18 protein-coding genes are annotated in these 15,882 nt (G+C 38.8%); 13 read left to right on the forward strand and 5 right to left on the reverse strand.

Translation table 11 applies throughout. The annotated features are described in order from the left end of the window. Positions 1–2: 2 nt before the first annotated feature. The gene (locus ACR5KR_RS20990; RefSeq protein ID WP_448267873.1) at positions 3–1,979 is read left to right on the forward strand and encodes a 3'-5' exonuclease; all 1,977 of its coding nucleotides are present in this window, start codon (positions 3–5) and stop codon (positions 1,977–1,979) included. A 75-nt stretch (positions 1,980–2,054) separates the two neighbouring features. Here the strand turns inward: ACR5KR_RS20990 and ACR5KR_RS20995 are convergent, their stop codons facing one another. Next, the gene (locus ACR5KR_RS20995; RefSeq protein WP_445630662.1) at positions 2,055–2,237 is read right to left on the reverse strand and encodes a DUF1902 domain-containing protein; all 183 of its coding nucleotides are present in this window, start codon (positions 2,235–2,237) and stop codon (positions 2,055–2,057) included. A 118-nt stretch (positions 2,238–2,355) separates the two neighbouring features. On the opposite strand from ACR5KR_RS20995, the gene ACR5KR_RS21000 reads away from it, so the two are divergent. The 10 genes from ACR5KR_RS21000 (at position 2,356) to ACR5KR_RS21045 (ending at position 10,445) form a co-directional block, all read left to right on the forward strand. Next, positions 2,356–3,141 carry a methyltransferase domain-containing protein gene (locus ACR5KR_RS21000; protein WP_445630661.1) on the forward strand — a complete coding sequence of 262 codons (786 nt, stop codon included), beginning with the start codon at positions 2,356–2,358 and terminating at the stop codon, positions 3,139–3,141. A 60-nt stretch (positions 3,142–3,201) separates the two neighbouring features. After that, positions 3,202–4,140, forward strand: a complete 939-nt coding sequence (locus ACR5KR_RS21005) for a radical SAM protein (protein WP_448267874.1) — start codon at positions 3,202–3,204, stop codon at positions 4,138–4,140. Next, positions 4,133–5,419: a photosystem II assembly protein gene (locus ACR5KR_RS21010; protein ID WP_448267875.1), complete on the forward strand. Its 1,287-nt coding sequence runs from the start codon at positions 4,133–4,135 to the stop codon at positions 5,417–5,419. Before ACR5KR_RS21005 ends, ACR5KR_RS21010 begins: the two co-directional genes overlap by 8 nt. A 73-nt stretch (positions 5,420–5,492) precedes the next feature. Continuing rightward, positions 5,493–6,332, forward strand: coding sequence for an urease accessory protein UreD (locus ACR5KR_RS21015; RefSeq protein ID WP_448267876.1), 840 nt, complete (start codon positions 5,493–5,495; stop codon positions 6,330–6,332). 42 nt (positions 6,333–6,374) lie between these two features. Further along, on the forward strand, positions 6,375–6,677 hold the full coding sequence (gene ureA, locus ACR5KR_RS21020; RefSeq protein ID WP_445630657.1) for an urease subunit gamma: 303 nt from the start codon (positions 6,375–6,377) through the stop codon (positions 6,675–6,677). A 21-nt stretch (positions 6,678–6,698) separates the two neighbouring features. Next, entirely contained in the window at positions 6,699–7,004 is a 306-nt protein-coding gene (locus ACR5KR_RS21025; protein WP_445630656.1) for an urease subunit beta, read from the forward strand. A gap of 63 nt (positions 7,005–7,067) precedes the next feature. After that, positions 7,068–8,783 (forward strand): urease subunit alpha, encoded by a 1,716-nt coding sequence (gene ureC, locus ACR5KR_RS21030; RefSeq protein ID WP_448267877.1) that lies wholly within the window; start codon positions 7,068–7,070, stop codon positions 8,781–8,783. A 3-nt stretch (positions 8,784–8,786) separates the two neighbouring features. Continuing rightward, complete coding sequence (locus ACR5KR_RS21035; protein ID WP_448267878.1) at positions 8,787–9,740, forward strand: transposase; 954 nt, start codon at positions 8,787–8,789, stop codon at positions 9,738–9,740. Positions 9,741–9,864: 124 nt separating this feature from the next. Further along, positions 9,865–10,080, forward strand: a complete 216-nt coding sequence (locus ACR5KR_RS21040; RefSeq protein ID WP_233718030.1) for a hypothetical protein — start codon at positions 9,865–9,867, stop codon at positions 10,078–10,080. Next, a complete protein-coding gene (locus ACR5KR_RS21045) occupies positions 10,074–10,445 on the forward strand; it encodes a type II toxin-antitoxin system VapC family toxin (protein WP_448267879.1) in 372 nt (123 codons plus the stop codon). Before ACR5KR_RS21040 ends, ACR5KR_RS21045 begins: the two co-directional genes overlap by 7 nt. A gap of 76 nt (positions 10,446–10,521) precedes the next feature. On the opposite strand, the gene ACR5KR_RS21050 is transcribed toward ACR5KR_RS21045, so the two are convergent. Continuing rightward, positions 10,522–10,737 (reverse strand): hypothetical protein, encoded by a 216-nt coding sequence (locus ACR5KR_RS21050; RefSeq protein WP_448267880.1) that lies wholly within the window; start codon positions 10,735–10,737, stop codon positions 10,522–10,524. A gap of 470 nt (positions 10,738–11,207) precedes the next feature. Here ACR5KR_RS21050 and ACR5KR_RS21055 point away from each other — a divergent pair, with 470 nt between their 5' ends. Together ACR5KR_RS21055 and ACR5KR_RS21060 are read left to right on the forward strand one after the other, a co-directional pair. Next, entirely contained in the window at positions 11,208–12,353 is a 1,146-nt protein-coding gene (locus tag ACR5KR_RS21055; RefSeq protein ID WP_445630653.1) for a hybrid sensor histidine kinase/response regulator, read from the forward strand. Positions 12,354–12,543: 190 nt separating this feature from the next. Continuing rightward, positions 12,544–13,926, forward strand: a complete 1,383-nt coding sequence (locus tag ACR5KR_RS21060; RefSeq protein WP_448267881.1) for an aldehyde dehydrogenase — start codon at positions 12,544–12,546, stop codon at positions 13,924–13,926. A 121-nt stretch (positions 13,927–14,047) separates the two neighbouring features. Here ACR5KR_RS21060 and ACR5KR_RS21065 read toward each other — a convergent pair whose 3' ends face one another. The 3 genes from ACR5KR_RS21065 to ACR5KR_RS21075 form a co-directional block, all read right to left on the reverse strand. Then, positions 14,048–14,650 (reverse strand): sulfite oxidase-like oxidoreductase, encoded by a 603-nt coding sequence (locus ACR5KR_RS21065; protein WP_448267882.1) that lies wholly within the window; start codon positions 14,648–14,650, stop codon positions 14,048–14,050. Positions 14,651–14,945: 295 nt separating this feature from the next. Next, positions 14,946–15,119: a 50S ribosomal protein L32 gene (gene rpmF / locus ACR5KR_RS21070; RefSeq protein WP_445630650.1), complete on the reverse strand. Its 174-nt coding sequence runs from the start codon at positions 15,117–15,119 to the stop codon at positions 14,946–14,948. 196 nt (positions 15,120–15,315) lie between these two features. Then, the gene (locus ACR5KR_RS21075) at positions 15,316–15,807 is read right to left on the reverse strand and encodes a hypothetical protein (RefSeq protein ID WP_448267883.1); all 492 of its coding nucleotides are present in this window, start codon (positions 15,805–15,807) and stop codon (positions 15,316–15,318) included. Positions 15,808–15,882 lie beyond the last annotated feature (75 nt).

Raw genomic sequence — 15,882 nt, forward strand, 5'->3', positions numbered from 1 at the left:
CTATGGCTTTAATGGTTCCCGAATCTATATCATCATCTGCTAGTCAAGGCGAACAAATTTTATATAAAATACTTCGGGAAAAATTGCCAGATGACTTTTTGGTTTGGTATAAGCAAGTTGTTGAAAGTAATTATATTGATTTCTTGATTATTGCACCTAATTTTGGACTATTGATAATTCAAGTTATTACTTGGTATCCATCGCAAATTAAAAGTACTGATATTAACAAAATTAAATTATTTAATTATCCACAAAAAAATCAAAAAATAGAATTAAAAAATTCTCCTTCATGTCCAGATATTCCGGGAAGACGAACTCGTAAGCGTTCTATAGAGATAAATGAGGAAGAAGATACTTTTTCAGTATGGACAAATCCATATCAAGAGTTGATAGATCAATTATTAGTGAAATTACAAAAATATCCAATACTCACTCAATTTAATGGAGATAATCAACAAAAATTAGCATTCCCTTGTAACTATGGTCTATTTTTTTCTAATATTACCGCAGAGCAAGCAGAGGAAAAAAATATTGATAAATTATTATCTATATCAAAAATTATATATCGTAATGAATTATTTTATAGTCAGAGTATTAGTAGTGATGAATTAGTAAATAGATTGATAAAAATATTTACTAATACTTTTAGTTTTCCTCATCTTACTAATGAGCAAATTGACACTATAAAAGCTATTATTTTTCCAGAAATAGCTATTAAACTTGTACCAGCATCTCTGCACAGTGTTCCTAATGGTATTGAATTAAAAAATGAAAGTTATGTATTTAAAACGTTAGATCATCGTCAAGAATGTATAGTTAGAGCAATTGGTGATGGACATAGAATAATTTATGGTGTAGCTGGATCGGGAAAAACTTTAATACTCTTATCTCATGCTAAATTGTTAGTTAAACAAAATCTTCATCAAAAAGTCTTAATTCTTTGTTTCAACAGAAGTCTTGCTGCTTATCTCAAGTCTTTAATATATGAATATTCCAATCAGTATAATTCCACTAGCAAAATAGAGGTGTTGACATTTTATGCTTGGGTAAGTTCGCTTATAAGAAAAATCCCAGCACCTTTAGGTTTTACTACAGAATATTATGATGGAATTTTAGGGGAAATACTACTAAAGCAACTTGAAAATACTCCGATCAAACATAAATATGATGCAGTTTTAGTTGATGAAGGACAAACATTTGATCCTATGTGGTTTAAATGTTGTGTAGCTGCGTTAAAAGACCCAGAACATGGCAATCTTATGATTGTGGCAGATGGTCGTCAATCCGTTTATAAACGTAATAATTTTACTTGGAATTCTGTTGGAGTCAAAGCAGTTGGACGGACAAGTAACAAAAAATTAAAACTTGACAAAAACTATAGAAATACTCAGGAAATATTAGCAGCAGGCTGGAGTTTATTTAGTAACGTTATTGATGGAGAAAATTTAACATTCGATATTGTTAAGCCTACAGACGCTGTATGTCGTGGTGTAAATCCAATTCTACATATTGAAACATCAGAAATTTATGAAGTAGAATCTGTCATTAATGAAGTTAAAGATTTAGCAAGATTAGGTTATCCACTAAATGATATTGCTATTTTATATAGAATGGCAGATGACCAAAAAAAGGTATTATTAAAATCTTTGATTAAAAAATTGCAAAGTGTAGGAATTGAAACAGATTGGGTTAGTGAAAATAGAGAGTCTGAGAAAAAATATAACATTAAAAATTCTGGTATTAAAATTATTAATACGCTTGGTGCATTGGGTTTAGAATTTAAAGTCGTTTTAATACTCTGGGTTCAAGACTGGGATTTTAGTATACCTCCACATTCAGAAAGTGATATTTTGACTTGTAAAAGACTGTATGTTGCTATGACTCGTGCCCAAAATGTACTATACATTTTTGGTTCTGGAAACTCCAAGTTACTTCAACAATTGCAGTACAGTGGAAATTTTACAGTTAAACAAGCATGAGCATTCAGCTAGAACCAGAAATTTCTACTAGTTGGCATAGCAAACTTAACCTAATGTATGCTGATCGCCAAAATTTCACCCAGGTAATTTACAATTACCATCCTGTGCTTCCATTAATTTAATCGCTACATCACGAGCAATTTCTAAAGTTTCAGCAACAGTCTGTCTTTGAGCTACTAAACCTTGAAGCTCATCAGATGTTACTAAATAAACGCCTTCAGGCAATTTTTCAATATGGATGTTTAAGAGTTTTTCCATTATCGTATGTAGATGTTACTGTTTAGAGCTGTTTAGTTGTTATGATATCGCTTTTATGAACTACAGCGATGTATAGGACGGGCTATGCCTACGCACTTCTACTTTTACATCAAAACCCATGAGCCAAATTAATCCTGAAACAACCCCCTTACATACGTTAAACCCACTCAATCGATTTTCTGACAGAGCAGAGGATTATGTAAAATATCGACCAAGTTACCCCGCAGATGCAATTGATATTATCTTGAAAGGATTAGGTGAAAATTCACAACTCGTAGCAGCAGATATTGGTGCAGGTACAGGAATTGCTTCAAGATTGTTAGCTGAACGGGGAGTTAATGTCATCGCCATAGAACCAAACGCGGCGATGCGAGAAGCTGCTAAACCACATTCTTTGATTGAGTTCCGTGATGGAACAGCAGAATTTACCCAACTACCTGATAATTCAGTTGATTTAGTTACTTGTTTTCAAGCTTTCCACTGGTTCAATCCCGAACCAACTTTGTTGGAATTTCACCGCATTTTAAAACCATCAGCACGCTTGGCTGTGGTGTGGAATAATCGCGATAAAGAAGATGCATTAACTACAGAATATAGCCGAATAGTCCGCGAAGCATCTAATAATCATCCAGCAGAATCTCGAATGCAGTCGGTAGAGCCATTGTTAGTAACTCCCTATTTTATTAACATCCGTGAATATAATTTTACTTATAGACAACAGTTAGATTTAACTGGACTTATTGGCCGAGCAATGAGTGTTTCTTACCTTCCGCGTGAAGGCTTGGGATATGAACAGCTTATTGATAATTTTCAAGAATTATATCAGCGCTTTCGCGATCGAGATGGTTTTATCTATATGGTCTATCGTACTAGCGTACACCTTGGTGAAGTAATTTCAAAATAAAAATGAGAATCATAATAAGTAGGGTGCGTTAATTCACTCTCAATAAATATCAGGATTCATATGGCACAACCAAAATATGAAGGTTATTGTGAATGCATTCCTACCAAATTAGTCAAAGAAAAGTTTGGAGATGTTAATGTTTTTGCACAAAATGCGAAATCGCTCTTAACAAAAGCTACTGGTTTTATTGGTAATTATGATTTTACTCTAAATCCTTACAGGGGATGTCAATACGGTTGTAGCTATTGCTATGCTGCTGCATTTACCCCTAATGCTCAAATGCGCGAAGATTGGGGTAAATGGGTAATTTTTAAGGAAAATTCTGCTGAAGTTTTAGCGAAAGAATTAAAAAAGTGGTATGAAAAAAATCCCCAAAATCCTCCTAGTATATACATGAGTAGCGTTACCGATCCTTATCAACCACTTGAGTCTAAACATCAATTGACTCGTCGATTGTTAGAAGTAATGCTTGATGTGGGGATTGACGGTTATCCTACTCCAACTTTGGTGATTCAAACTCGTAGCCCAATTATTACTAGAGATATTGATTATTTACAACGATTTAAACGATTGCGAATTAATATGAGCATTCCCACTGGTAGCGAATTAGTGAGGAAAGATTTTGAATTGCGATCGCCTAGTATTAAAGCTAGACTAAATGCTATCACTAAAATTAAACAAAGTATTGATTATTATAAAGGTTTTCTTCCTAAAATTTCTATCACAATTACCCCTCTACTTCCTACTTTACCAACAGATGAAGCTGCTTTTATTGATAAACTAGCCATCGCCGATAGGATTGTAATTCAAGCTTTTCATTCTAGCGATCGCCGTTCTCTCATCGCCTCAACTCGTAAAGAAGCTGAAGAAATTAAGCAAAAATACGCTTGGTGGTATGAAAATGAGAAATTAAGCTATATGCAATTTAAGGAAAAGTTAGTTTCTCAGCTTCAAGGTGTAGAAATTATGGAAGGTAAACAGGGATTTGGTTATGAATAATCCTATCGTCAATTGGTGGCGAAGTCAACAGTTCAAATTATCTTTAAAACGTGGAGATGTCCGACGTGCAGTCAAACTCTTACAAGAGATTCAAAAATCAGGTGCAAGATTCTCATGGTTAGAAAAACTATTTAGGGATAAACTTCAACTTGAACGTTATTCCCAAGAGTACAAATTACAAACAGAAACTTTAACTAAACAACTAACAGAAACGTCTCAGCAAAAAGATAATTTCATCTTAATGCCAGATGAAGAATTTGTTAAATATATCCATAAAGTTTTTAATTTAATTCAGCATGATGAATATAAACTGCAATCTACTGCTATTGATGAACGGATATTTGATGATTTTGAATCAAGGCTAGTTGAATATCTCAAAGAAGAATTTAGTAAAATTCCTGATAAACAGTTATTTATTAAGTTAGAAGACGCTCTTGAGGATATTAATAACTTAAAAAATGGACAAGATCCAGACTATCGTTTTAGTCTAACTCCTCATGTCTACTTTATGAAGTATTTTTTAGAAAATGTATATTGTATATATTTAGCTTGGTTTCTCATTTACCAAGATGCTTTACTACTAAGTAAGGTTAATATCCTTGATATTGCAGCAGGCCCAGGAACAGTTGCTTATGGTTTAGCTTTATTTCTTCAAAGTAGTAGTGGTTTTTTTGATATACCACAAATGCACATATCTTACTACTCTTTAGAAAAACAAGATGCTTTCCAGTTTCGGGGACTTCAGTTTTGGCGACGATATATAGAGTCGCGCCTAACCGCAGTAAATGCTTATTTCCGTTTTGTTACTACTGATATTTTTAATTGGAAAACTCAATCTAATAATCTACCCAAAGACTTTTTCGACTTTATAGTAATTTCCCACTGCTTCTTTATAGATCCAGCTAAGAGGGTTGAGGCTAATAATACGTACAAGCAAATATTTGCCACAAGCTTAAAAAGTTCAGGTTATATTCTACTAATTGTGCAAGATAAAAAGTTATTTAAAATTTACGATGTTCACCAAGTTGAAAACCAAGAGCAAGAAAAAAACGTAGTGAATAAATTTCTGGCAGAATTGGGATTAGAGTTTGTGTGGTATAGATATCTAACCTCAACAGGTTTAAGAACACCTTTGCCCATTGCTGAATTTGGTAAATTTGCTCGAGAAAAGTTACCAAAACAACTGTATATGAGTCCAATACTCAAAAAGTATTTGGGTCAAAAGCATCAGTTACACTATACATTAGATGATTATATAATTTTGGCGAAAAAGTCATAATAAATTGCAAGTAAAGAGTAAAGAATGCATTAAAAAAATATAAGATATCTGAACTTGAACCTTGAATTTATAAATGACCTGCAACTCACAAATAGCAGAAGGTTGGCATGGCAAACTTAATTTAGTCTATGCCGATCGCCAGGACACAACCCAGTTAATTTACGATCGCCATCAAGCACCCCTAAAGGTACAGCGCCCATTTTACCCAGAAGGGGGAAAAGTTTGTCATAGCGTCATTTTACACACAGCTGGGGGAATGGTGGGAGGCGATCGCTTATCCTCTAACATCCACCTCCAAACCCAAGCCCAAACCCTAATCACTACAGCTGCTGCAAGCAAGATATATCGCAGCAATGGCTTACAAGCCAGACAAATCATCCAAATGGAAGTTGATGCTGGTGCTTGTTTGGAGTGGTTGCCGCAAGAGACAATTTTATTTAACGACGCGATTTATCGGCAAGATTTACGGGTAGAATTAGCAACCGGGGCTAGCTTTTTAGGCTGGGAAATTACCCGATTTGGTCGCAGTGCTAGAGGAGAAAAATTCTTGCAAGGAGAATGGCGATCGCACACGGAAATATGGCAACAAGGTATTCCCTTATGGATCGATCGGCAATGGTTATGGGGTAGTGAAGAAACTTTTCACAGTCCCCACGGCTTGGCTGGAAAACCAATAGTAGGTAGTCTAGTTTGGGTTGGTGGTGCAGTTTCAGCAGAGATTGTCGAAAAAACGCGAAATTTATGGGGCGGGGAAGGTGAAGCGGGTGTTAGTCGATTACAACATGGATTATTGTGTCGATATCGCGGTGCTTCTACATCTGAGGTGAGAAACTGGTTTATTGATGTTTGGCAATTGCTGCGAGTTTCTTTTTTGAATCGTGGTAATTGTATACCAAGAGTGTGGCAGCTTTGAACGAACCACGAAGGCGCGAAGGACGCGAAGGAAAAGGCAAGAATGCAACTTACGCCGCAGGAAAAAGATAAGCTATTAATTTTTACTGCTGCTTTATTAGCAGAAAGACGGAAAGGAAGGGGTTTAAAACTGAATTATCCTGAAGCAGTTGCTTATATTTCTGCTGCCATTTTAGAAGGTGCAAGGGATGGGCAAACTGTAGCTGAATTGATGAGTTATGGTACAACTCTATTGACGCGGGATGATGTCATAGAAGGAATATCAGAAATGGTGCATGAAGTGCAAGTAGAAGCTACTTTTCCTGATGGAACAAAGTTAGTGACAGTACATAATCCAATTCGTTAATTTTGTAAATTTTAATTTATTATGATTCCTGGAGAAATTATCACACCAGCAGGTGAAATTGAACTAAATGTTGGTCGTCCAACTATAAAATTGCAAGTTTCAAATACAGGCGATCGCCCCATACAAGTTGGTTCCCACTATCACTTTTATGAAGTCAACACCGCCTTAAACTTTGACAGAGAACAAGCGCGAGGAATGCGCCTCGATATCCCCGCCGGAACCGCAGTTCGCTTTGAACCAGGCGACGAAAAAGAAATAACTCTAATCCCCCTCGTTGGTACTCGCCAAATCTACGGCTTCAACGCCAAAATTAACGGAAACCTCTAAAAACCCTCCGCGTACCTCTGCGCTTCCCTCAGCGTCCCTTTGCGTTAAAAAAAAGGATTTTATATGCCTTACAGAATGGATCGCCGCGCCTACGCCGAAACCTATGGCCCAACAGTAGGCGATCGCATCCGACTTGCAGACACAGAATTATTTATTGAAGTTGAACAAGATTTCACTACCTACGGCGATGAAGTAAAATTCGGCGGCGGTAAAGTTATCAGAGACGGAATGGGGCAATCCCCTATTTCTAACGCCGATGGTGCTGTAGATTTAGTAATTACTAATGCCTTAATTCTCGATTGGTGGGGTATTGTCAAAGCAGATATTGGCATTAAAGATGGCAAGATTTTCAAAATTGGTAAAGCCGGGAATCCTTATATTCAAAATAATATAGATATTATTATCGGCCCCGGAACCGAAGCCTTAGCTGGTGAAGGAATGATTCTCACTGCTGGCGGTATCGATGCCCACATTCATTTTATTTGTCCCCAACAAATTGAAGTGGCGATCGCTTCCGGGATTACCACTATGATTGGCGGTGGTACTGGCCCCGCTACGGGTACAAATGCCACTACCTGCACCCCCGGCCCTTGGAACATTTACCGGATGCTGCAAGCTGCTGATGCTTTTCCTGTCAACTTAGGATTTTTGGGCAAAGGTAACGCCAGTCAATCCCAAGGACTTGTAGAACAAGTAGCCGCCGGTGCAATGGGGTTAAAACTGCATGAAGACTGGGGAACCACACCCGCAGCAATTGATACTTGCCTCAGCGTTGCCGATGCTTATGACGTGCAAGTAGCGATTCATACTGATACCCTGAACGAAGCCGGATTTGTCGAAGATACGATCGCAGCTTTCAAGAATCGTGTCATCCACACCTACCACACCGAAGGCGCAGGCGGCGGACACGCGCCAGATATCATCAAAGTTTGCGGACAAGCGAATGTTCTTCCTTCTTCCACAAATCCCACACGTCCTTACACCCTCAACACCTTAGATGAACACCTAGATATGCTGATGGTATGCCATCACCTCGATCCTGCGATCGCTGAAGATGTCGCTTTTGCCGAATCTCGCATCCGTCGGGAAACCATTGCTGCTGAAGACATTTTGCACGACTTAGGCGCATTTAGCATGATTTCTTCTGATTCCCAGGCAATGGGAAGGGTAGGCGAAGTGATAATTCGCACCTGGCAGACATCTCACAAAATGAAGGTGCAACGGGGAAGTCTTAATCCACAAGGAAGTGAGCAACAAGCAGACAATTTTAGAGTAAAAAGATATGTTGCTAAATATACTATAAATCCTGCGATCGCTCACGGAATTGCTCAATATGTGGGTTCAGTAGAAGAGGGAAAATTAGCAGATTTATGTTTGTGGCGTCCTGCATTTTTTGGCGTGAAGCCAGAAATAGTGATTAAAGGCGGAATGATTGCATGGTCGCAAATGGGCGATGCTAACGCCAGTATTCCCACACCCCAACCAGTGTATATGCGACCGATGTTTGGTAGTTTTGCAGGGGCGCGTCATGCCACATCATTAACTTTTGTTTCGCAAGCAGCTTTAGAGAAAGAAATTCCCAGCCAGCTAGGTTTACAAAAGGCAGCAGTTGCAGTTTCTGGAACACGCCAATTAAGTAAACGGGATATGAAGCTAAATGATGCACTACCCCACATTGAAGTTGATCCAGAAACATACCAAGTTAGGGCAGATGGTGAGTTACTGATTTGTGAACCTGCGACAGTTTTGCCGATGGCACAGAGGTACTTTCTGTTTTAATTCATGACTGAGCAACTTACTGATTACGATAGTCCTTGGAAAGAAGTTATTGAGCTATATTTTCCCCGCTTTCTAGAATTCTTTTTCACCCAAGCCTATGCCGAAATCGACTGGACGCGACCTTATGAATTTCTGGACACAGAACTGCAACAGCTAGAACCGGATGCAGAAATCGGGCGGCGTTTGGTCGATAAAGTCGCAAAAGTTTGGCTACTGGATGGAGAGGAAGCTTGGGTATTGGTTCATGTGGAAGTCCAAGGACAATATGACAGCCAATTTGCCGAACGGATGTACACATATAATTACCGCTTGTTTGACCGTCATAAAAAGCGAGTTATTAGTTTAGCAGTTTTAGCAGATGAACAAGCGAATTGGCGACCTTCCAGCTACAGCTATCAACTAGGTGGATGTCGCGTCAGCTTAGAGTTTCCTGTGGCGAAACTGTTGGACTATGAGCAAGGGTGGGAAACTCTAGAGCAAACAACCAACCCCTTTGGTGTAATTGTGATGGCGCATCTCAAGACCAAAGCAACGCAACGAAACCCACAAAATCGGCTACAGTGGAAACTAAGCCTAGTCAGACGGCTGTATGAAAGGGGATATAGTCGGGAAGATATTCGGGAGTTATTTCGGTTTATCGACTGGATAATGGTTTTGCCAAAAGAGTTGGCACTTGATTTTAAAACAGTAGTAAGAAGTTACGAGGAGGCAGATAGAATGCGGTACGTAACTAGTATTGAAAGGCTAGCAAAAGAAGAAGGAATTGTCGAAAATGCTAGAGAAAGCATAATTACAGTTCTAGAAACGCGGTTTCCAGAAGTGCCAAGCTCTATTATCGAAGTTATCAATGGGATAGAAGAACCATCTGTGCTAAAAATGCTTTTCAAAAGTGCGATCGCAATTCCTTCCACAGCAGAATTTCAGCAAATTTTAGATAACCTCACCTCTGCGAAATGAGCGTAGACATTGAGCGGCTTGTTGCCAGATATCGCTCTTAAAGATTAGAGAACATTGCCCTCATTAATTTTTTGTTTTGGAGTTACGATCAAATAGTTAAACGTTGCATCTGATACAGAAAATCATGCTACCTTTTAAGAAAAAAATTGTGACTGATGAAGCCATGCGTCCGGTAGCAGTGTTGATCGATTATCAGGACTGGCAGCAAATTGAGAAGATATTAGAAGCTCATCAATCACAACAAAAACAAGAGTTTAATTTAAACCAGTATGCTGGTGTAATTCAACTAACTCAAGACCCTCTGGAATATCAACAGCAAATTAGGGATGAGTGGTGTTGACACAACCTTTGATTTTTTTAGATACAAATATAGTCTTATACTTTTTGGGTGGTCGCTTAGTAAACCCACTACCATCAGGACAATATTTTATTTCAGTGATTACTGAGATTGAATTACTCTCTTATCCGAGTCTCAGTTCAGATGAAGAAACACAAATTATTGGTTTTTTAAATAAAATTACAATCATTGGTATTGATAATAATATTAAAAATTTAACAATTGCATTTCGCAAACAATACAAACTCAGGCTTCCTGATGCAATAATTGCAGCAACTGCAAAATCTCTAAATGCAACATTATTTACAAATGATCTAAGATTGGTTAATTTAACAGAAATTAACACTCGGTCAGTACAAATTGTGTAATGGGGTGCGATGCTTGAGCTTGAGGATGCGATTGCAATTCCTTCCACAGCAGAATTTCAGCAAGTTTTAGATAATCTCACGTCTGGAGAATGAGCGATCGCTCTGATGCATTAACGTAACACGCCAACGTATTGGCATAACACGTCGATGTATTGGCATAACACGTCGATGCATTAACATAACACGCCGACGTATTGGCATAACACGCCGACGTATTGGCATAACACGCCGACGTATTGGCATAACACACCGATGTATTGGCATAACACACCGATGTATTGGCATAACACACCGATGTATTGGCATAACGCGCCGATCGTCTGTTTTATAGTGAGAGTGCGATCGCTATTCCTTACACAGCACAATTCCAGCAAGTTTTAGATAATCTCGCTTCTAGAGAATGAGCGAATCGCCTACTTTCTGGTGAAAGTGCGATGAACTCAGTCAAGCAACTGAGGCGATCGCAATGTTAGAAATATTAATTACTCTGATTCTCAAGAAATCTATTGAAGTTATCCTAGTGCTATTGCTGAAAAAAATCTGGGCATGGCTGCTGAGGGATGAAAGCTTTCAATGTCTTAACCACTTTCTGAAAATGCAGATTCTTATACTCTATCTTGATTGGATTTTGCTCAAAACATCTCTAAAGTCTCTGCCTGAGCCAACAAAAGAGAACGATTCACACACATATAGCTAGACAAATTGTTACAAATACAGCTAGCCTTATCAAAAATTTACTTTTACCCCGTACCTTGCATCTATATGACTTCACAATCTTCTCGTTCTGACAAAATTCTAGTTGTCGATGACTCTCCTGATAACGTGTTTTTGATTAAAACTATTTTGGAGGAAGAAGGTTACACCATTAGCACCGCAGAAAATGGAATTTCGGCTTTAGCAGAATTGAAAGCTTCTCCTTGTGACTTGGTATTACTGGATTTAATGATGCCAGGTATGGATGGGTACGAAGTCACCAAGCATATTCGTGGAGAGATGAAATTGCCGCAATATATCCCCATACTGCTGATCACTGCCCACGATGCGCCCAATGTCGCCCACGGATTAGATTTGGGTGCTGATGATTTTATCCGCAAACCTGTAACGGTAGATGAATTGCTGGCAAGAGTGCGATCGCTTCTGCGTTTGAAGCATAGTATGGATGAACGTGATGAAATTGCCCGTCAGCGAGAAGATTTTGTCTCCCGCCTCACCCACGATTTACGCACTCCCTTGGTAGCCGCCGATCGTATGTTGATGCTATTTCAGCAAGGAGCATTGGGAACATTATCAGCACAAATGCAGGAAGTAATCACCATCATGGCGCGTAGCAACATCAACCTGCTTTCTATGGTTAATACCTTATTGGAAGTTTATCGTTTTGAAGCAGGTCGCAAAAGTTTAGCATTTCAACCAGTTAATCTGAGTCAATTACTAGATGAAGTGATTGGAGAATTGTCACCCTTAGCTCAAGACAAAAAACTCTCCCTAAATTTGGATGTTACTGAAGAGTTAATCACAAACACAGTGATGGGCGATCGCTTAGAGTTGCATCGTCTATTTACCAACCTCATAGGGAATGCGATCAAATTTACCGACTCCGGGTCTATTACTATTCGTTTTACTTCTCAACGCCAGTTCAATAAAAGTAATCAATTTCAGTTCTCTGAAACATCCAATTCCGTTGACTACATTAGAATTGAAATAGCGGATACAGGCCCAGGTATTCCCCCTGAAGAACAAGCCACTATATTTGAACGATTTCGCCAAGGCAGTCATAAGAGTTCTGGTAGTGGCTTAGGACTGTATCTTGCTCGTCGAATTGTCGAGGCACATCAAGGCATTATTCTGCTTAATTCCGAGTTGGGCAAAGGTAGTGTATTTATTGTGCTTCTACCCACCAAAGCATGAAAAAATTAGTAATTATAAATTATGAATTATAGAGTTTTTTATCCTGGTAATTCATGATTTATAACCTTACTACTATCTACGATAATTGAAAGTAAAAAATTCACTTAGAAAATCCAACGCTAAAAATTGACGAATCAAATATGCTGAGATAATAGCATTAGTATTAAATAGTTTTTGATAGGACAAAACAATGATTACCACTGAATTATCTAACATTAGCAATATTATCCAGAGTCAGCGAGAGTTTTTTCAAACGGGCAAAACTAAAGATGTAAATTTTCGCATTGAACAACTGAAAAATCTTAAGCAAGCAATCATTGAGCATGAACAGTCAATAGTTGAGGCATTAAAAGCGGATTTACATAAACCAGAAGTAGAAACTTATCTTACAGAAATCAGCGTAATTAAGGATATTGATTACGCCATCAAACATCTTCAAAACTGGACTAAACCCCAAAAAGCAGCGGTTTCCTGGGATTTTTTTTCCTACTCAGCGAAAATTTATCCAGAACCATTAGGGGTTGTCTTAATCATCGGCCCTTGGAACTATCCATTTCAGTTAATTATCTCACCGTTAATAGGTGCGATCGCAGCTGGTAATTGTGCAATTATCAAACCTTCAGAAATTGCTTCTCATACGTCTGATGTCATTGCTAAGATTATCGCCAAACATTTTGACCCTGCTTATCTTGCAGTGGTTGAAGGAGGCGTGGAAGTAAGTCAAAAACTACTTGCAGAAAAGTTTGACCATATCTTTTTTACTGGTGGCACAGCCGTCGGCAAAATCATTATGGCAGCAGCGGCAAAATACCTTACACCAGTTACTTTAGAATTGGGTGGGAAAAGTCCTTGTATTGTAGATACTGACATTAATCTTGAACACACTGTCAGACGGATTACTTGGGGAAAATTCATTAATGCTGGACAAACTTGTATCGCTCCCGACTATCTTTTAGTTAATAAAACAATCAAAAAAGATTTAATAGATGGTCTGGAAAAATCTTTAAAAGAATTTTATGGCGAGAATCCAGCAAGCAGTCCTGATTATGCCCGGATTATCAGTGAAAAACACTTTGAGAGATTGGTTAGTTTTCTCAAAGACGGTGAAGTTGTTATCGGTGGAGAAAATCAACCTTCAGAGCGTTATATTGCCCCAACACTGATTGATAAGGTCTCGCTAGAAGATTCTGTAATGCAAGAAGAAATTTTTGGGCCTATTCTACCGATCATTGAATATACTGACATTACAGAAGCGATCGCCTTGATTAACTCTAGACCCAAACCCTTGGCGTTATACTTATTTTCTCAAGATAAAAACCTACAAAAGCGAGTTTTGCAGGAAACTTCCTCTGGTGGAGTCTGTATTAACGACACAGTTATGCAGGTTGGTGTCTCGTCTTTACCATTTGGTGGAGTCGGAGATAGCGGTATCGGCAACTATCACGGTAAAGCTAGTTTTGACACCTTTTCCCATAAAAAAAGTGTATTGCAAAACTCCTTCTGGCTGGATCTAAAATGGCGATATGCTCCATATCAGGGCAAATTGCCGCTAATCAAGAAACTTCTGGGTTAAAAAAAGTTAGGAGTTGTGAGTTAGGAGTTAAGAGTTATGAGTTGTGAGTTAGGAGTTAGGAATTATAAATTTTTAACTCTAAATTCCTAACTCCTAACTTCTAACTCTTAACTATTAATTATTAGCCAAAAGCGTTGCTGTAACGCTCCTCAGCCCAAGGTTCGCCACGGCGATGGTAGCCATTGCGCTCCCAAAAACCAAGTTCTTCAGCAGCTAAAAATTCCAAACCATTAATCCACTTAGCACTTTTCCAAGCATAGAGGTGGGGTACAACTAGCCGCATCGGCCCACCGTGTTCAGATGGAAGGTCTTCACCAAAGACTTTAAAAGCAAAGAAGTTTTCTTCGCGCAGAAAATCTTCTACAGAAATATTGGTGGTGTAGCCGCCATAGCAGTGTTCCATAACGTGGGCTACTTCCGGGTCTAATTCAATCAGACTCATGAAATCTGTAACTTTAATGCCAGTCCATTTGACATCAAGTTTAGACCAGCGCGTTACACAGTGGAAGTCAGCTGTGAATTCGTGTTGAGGTAGCGCCATAAAGTCTGACCAACTAAAAGTAGCAGATTTTGCTAAACCCCAAACTCGAAACTCCCATTCTTCAGTGCTGACTTGGGGAGTTTCACCGTAAGTTAATACGGGAAAACCTTTGGCTAAGTGTTGACCAGGAGGGACGCGATCGCTTTCTTCTTTGCCTGGTTTCTGAAAAAATTTTCCTAGCATAGTTAGAGAAAAATAAGTTTTCTCAAAATGTTTACAAGCTTTTTTGCTGAGTTGCCAACAGTATCAGATGTTTTACTCTTTATATGAACTCTTGAATGATAGGTAATGGGTAATGGATATTTCCAATTACTCACTACCAATTTTTTTCGATCTAATGAGCTTATGTAGAGTGTCTATGATTCATAATGCAATCAGGAAAGCTAAGAAAAAGCATTTATCTAGCGATCGGAAGTTTGATTGTTGAGTTTGGCAATCAAATCTATCGGTGCTGTTCGTGCTTTTCCTGACTGAGAAATTATGATTCTTCTTCCTCTTCTTCAGCAGCTGGATAAACAAATGTAGAACGTCCACTCAAAATTGACTTGCCCAGAGATAGGGCTTTCTGAGCTTCAACGACGGCTTTATGCCTCCAGGTAGCTCGACGTTTATCTCGTTTTGATTTGGAAGTTTTCTTCTTAGGAACAGCCATGTCAGCAGATATCGCGATTCTTGACAACCTTCTTATTCTAGGCCATCCACTGACGCCAAAGACAACAGTTGAGTCAGGAATAAGTAAGTTGGGTTAAGACTGACGCCAGGAGGCGGGAACAGCAAGAATGACTTTCTTTAAATCCTCCAAGGTTCCGAGCCAAAGCTTTCTTGGCTCGGACTTCTAGCTCAACCCCTCATTTTGGCGTTGATACAGCGCTAGCTGCTGGAACTTGATTAGAGTTATTTTCAAAGAAAAGTAAAGATCGCGCAGTTTTAAAGTAAGTGGCCCAGTTTTGAGCATCAGGACGCGATCGCCATTGAGGACGACTGACATCTAATGTCAGGACTGGTGCGATCGCTCCATAATTTTGTACGGACACAATGATGGAAACATCTGTCACCAAGATATCTTGGTCGAAGCTCCTTTGAGCAGCTGCTCTAGCGACCGCTTCCGCCCTCCTGAGAACGGTTTCATAGTTTTCTTCCGGCAGGCGGTCAATAGCTAGATCGACTCTAGCGGTGTAAGCTCGCACAAGCTGCGGTGCGATCGCTTCCATCAAAAACCACGCAGGAACAGTAGATATGAGCAAAACTACTAAAGGAATTATCCGGATTCTTCTGGCAATTTGGCTAATAACTGAAAAGGGAGCGAGCGATGATGGTAGGTGAGCAGAAATTTGGCTCATGACCTTCTATCTCCTTAGTAACGATCTGTTATTGAAATTAGGTAAAGGTATTTTTCCGGCTAATTAACGTAATAA

Source organism: Nostoc sp. DSM 114159, from assembly GCF_053470285.1.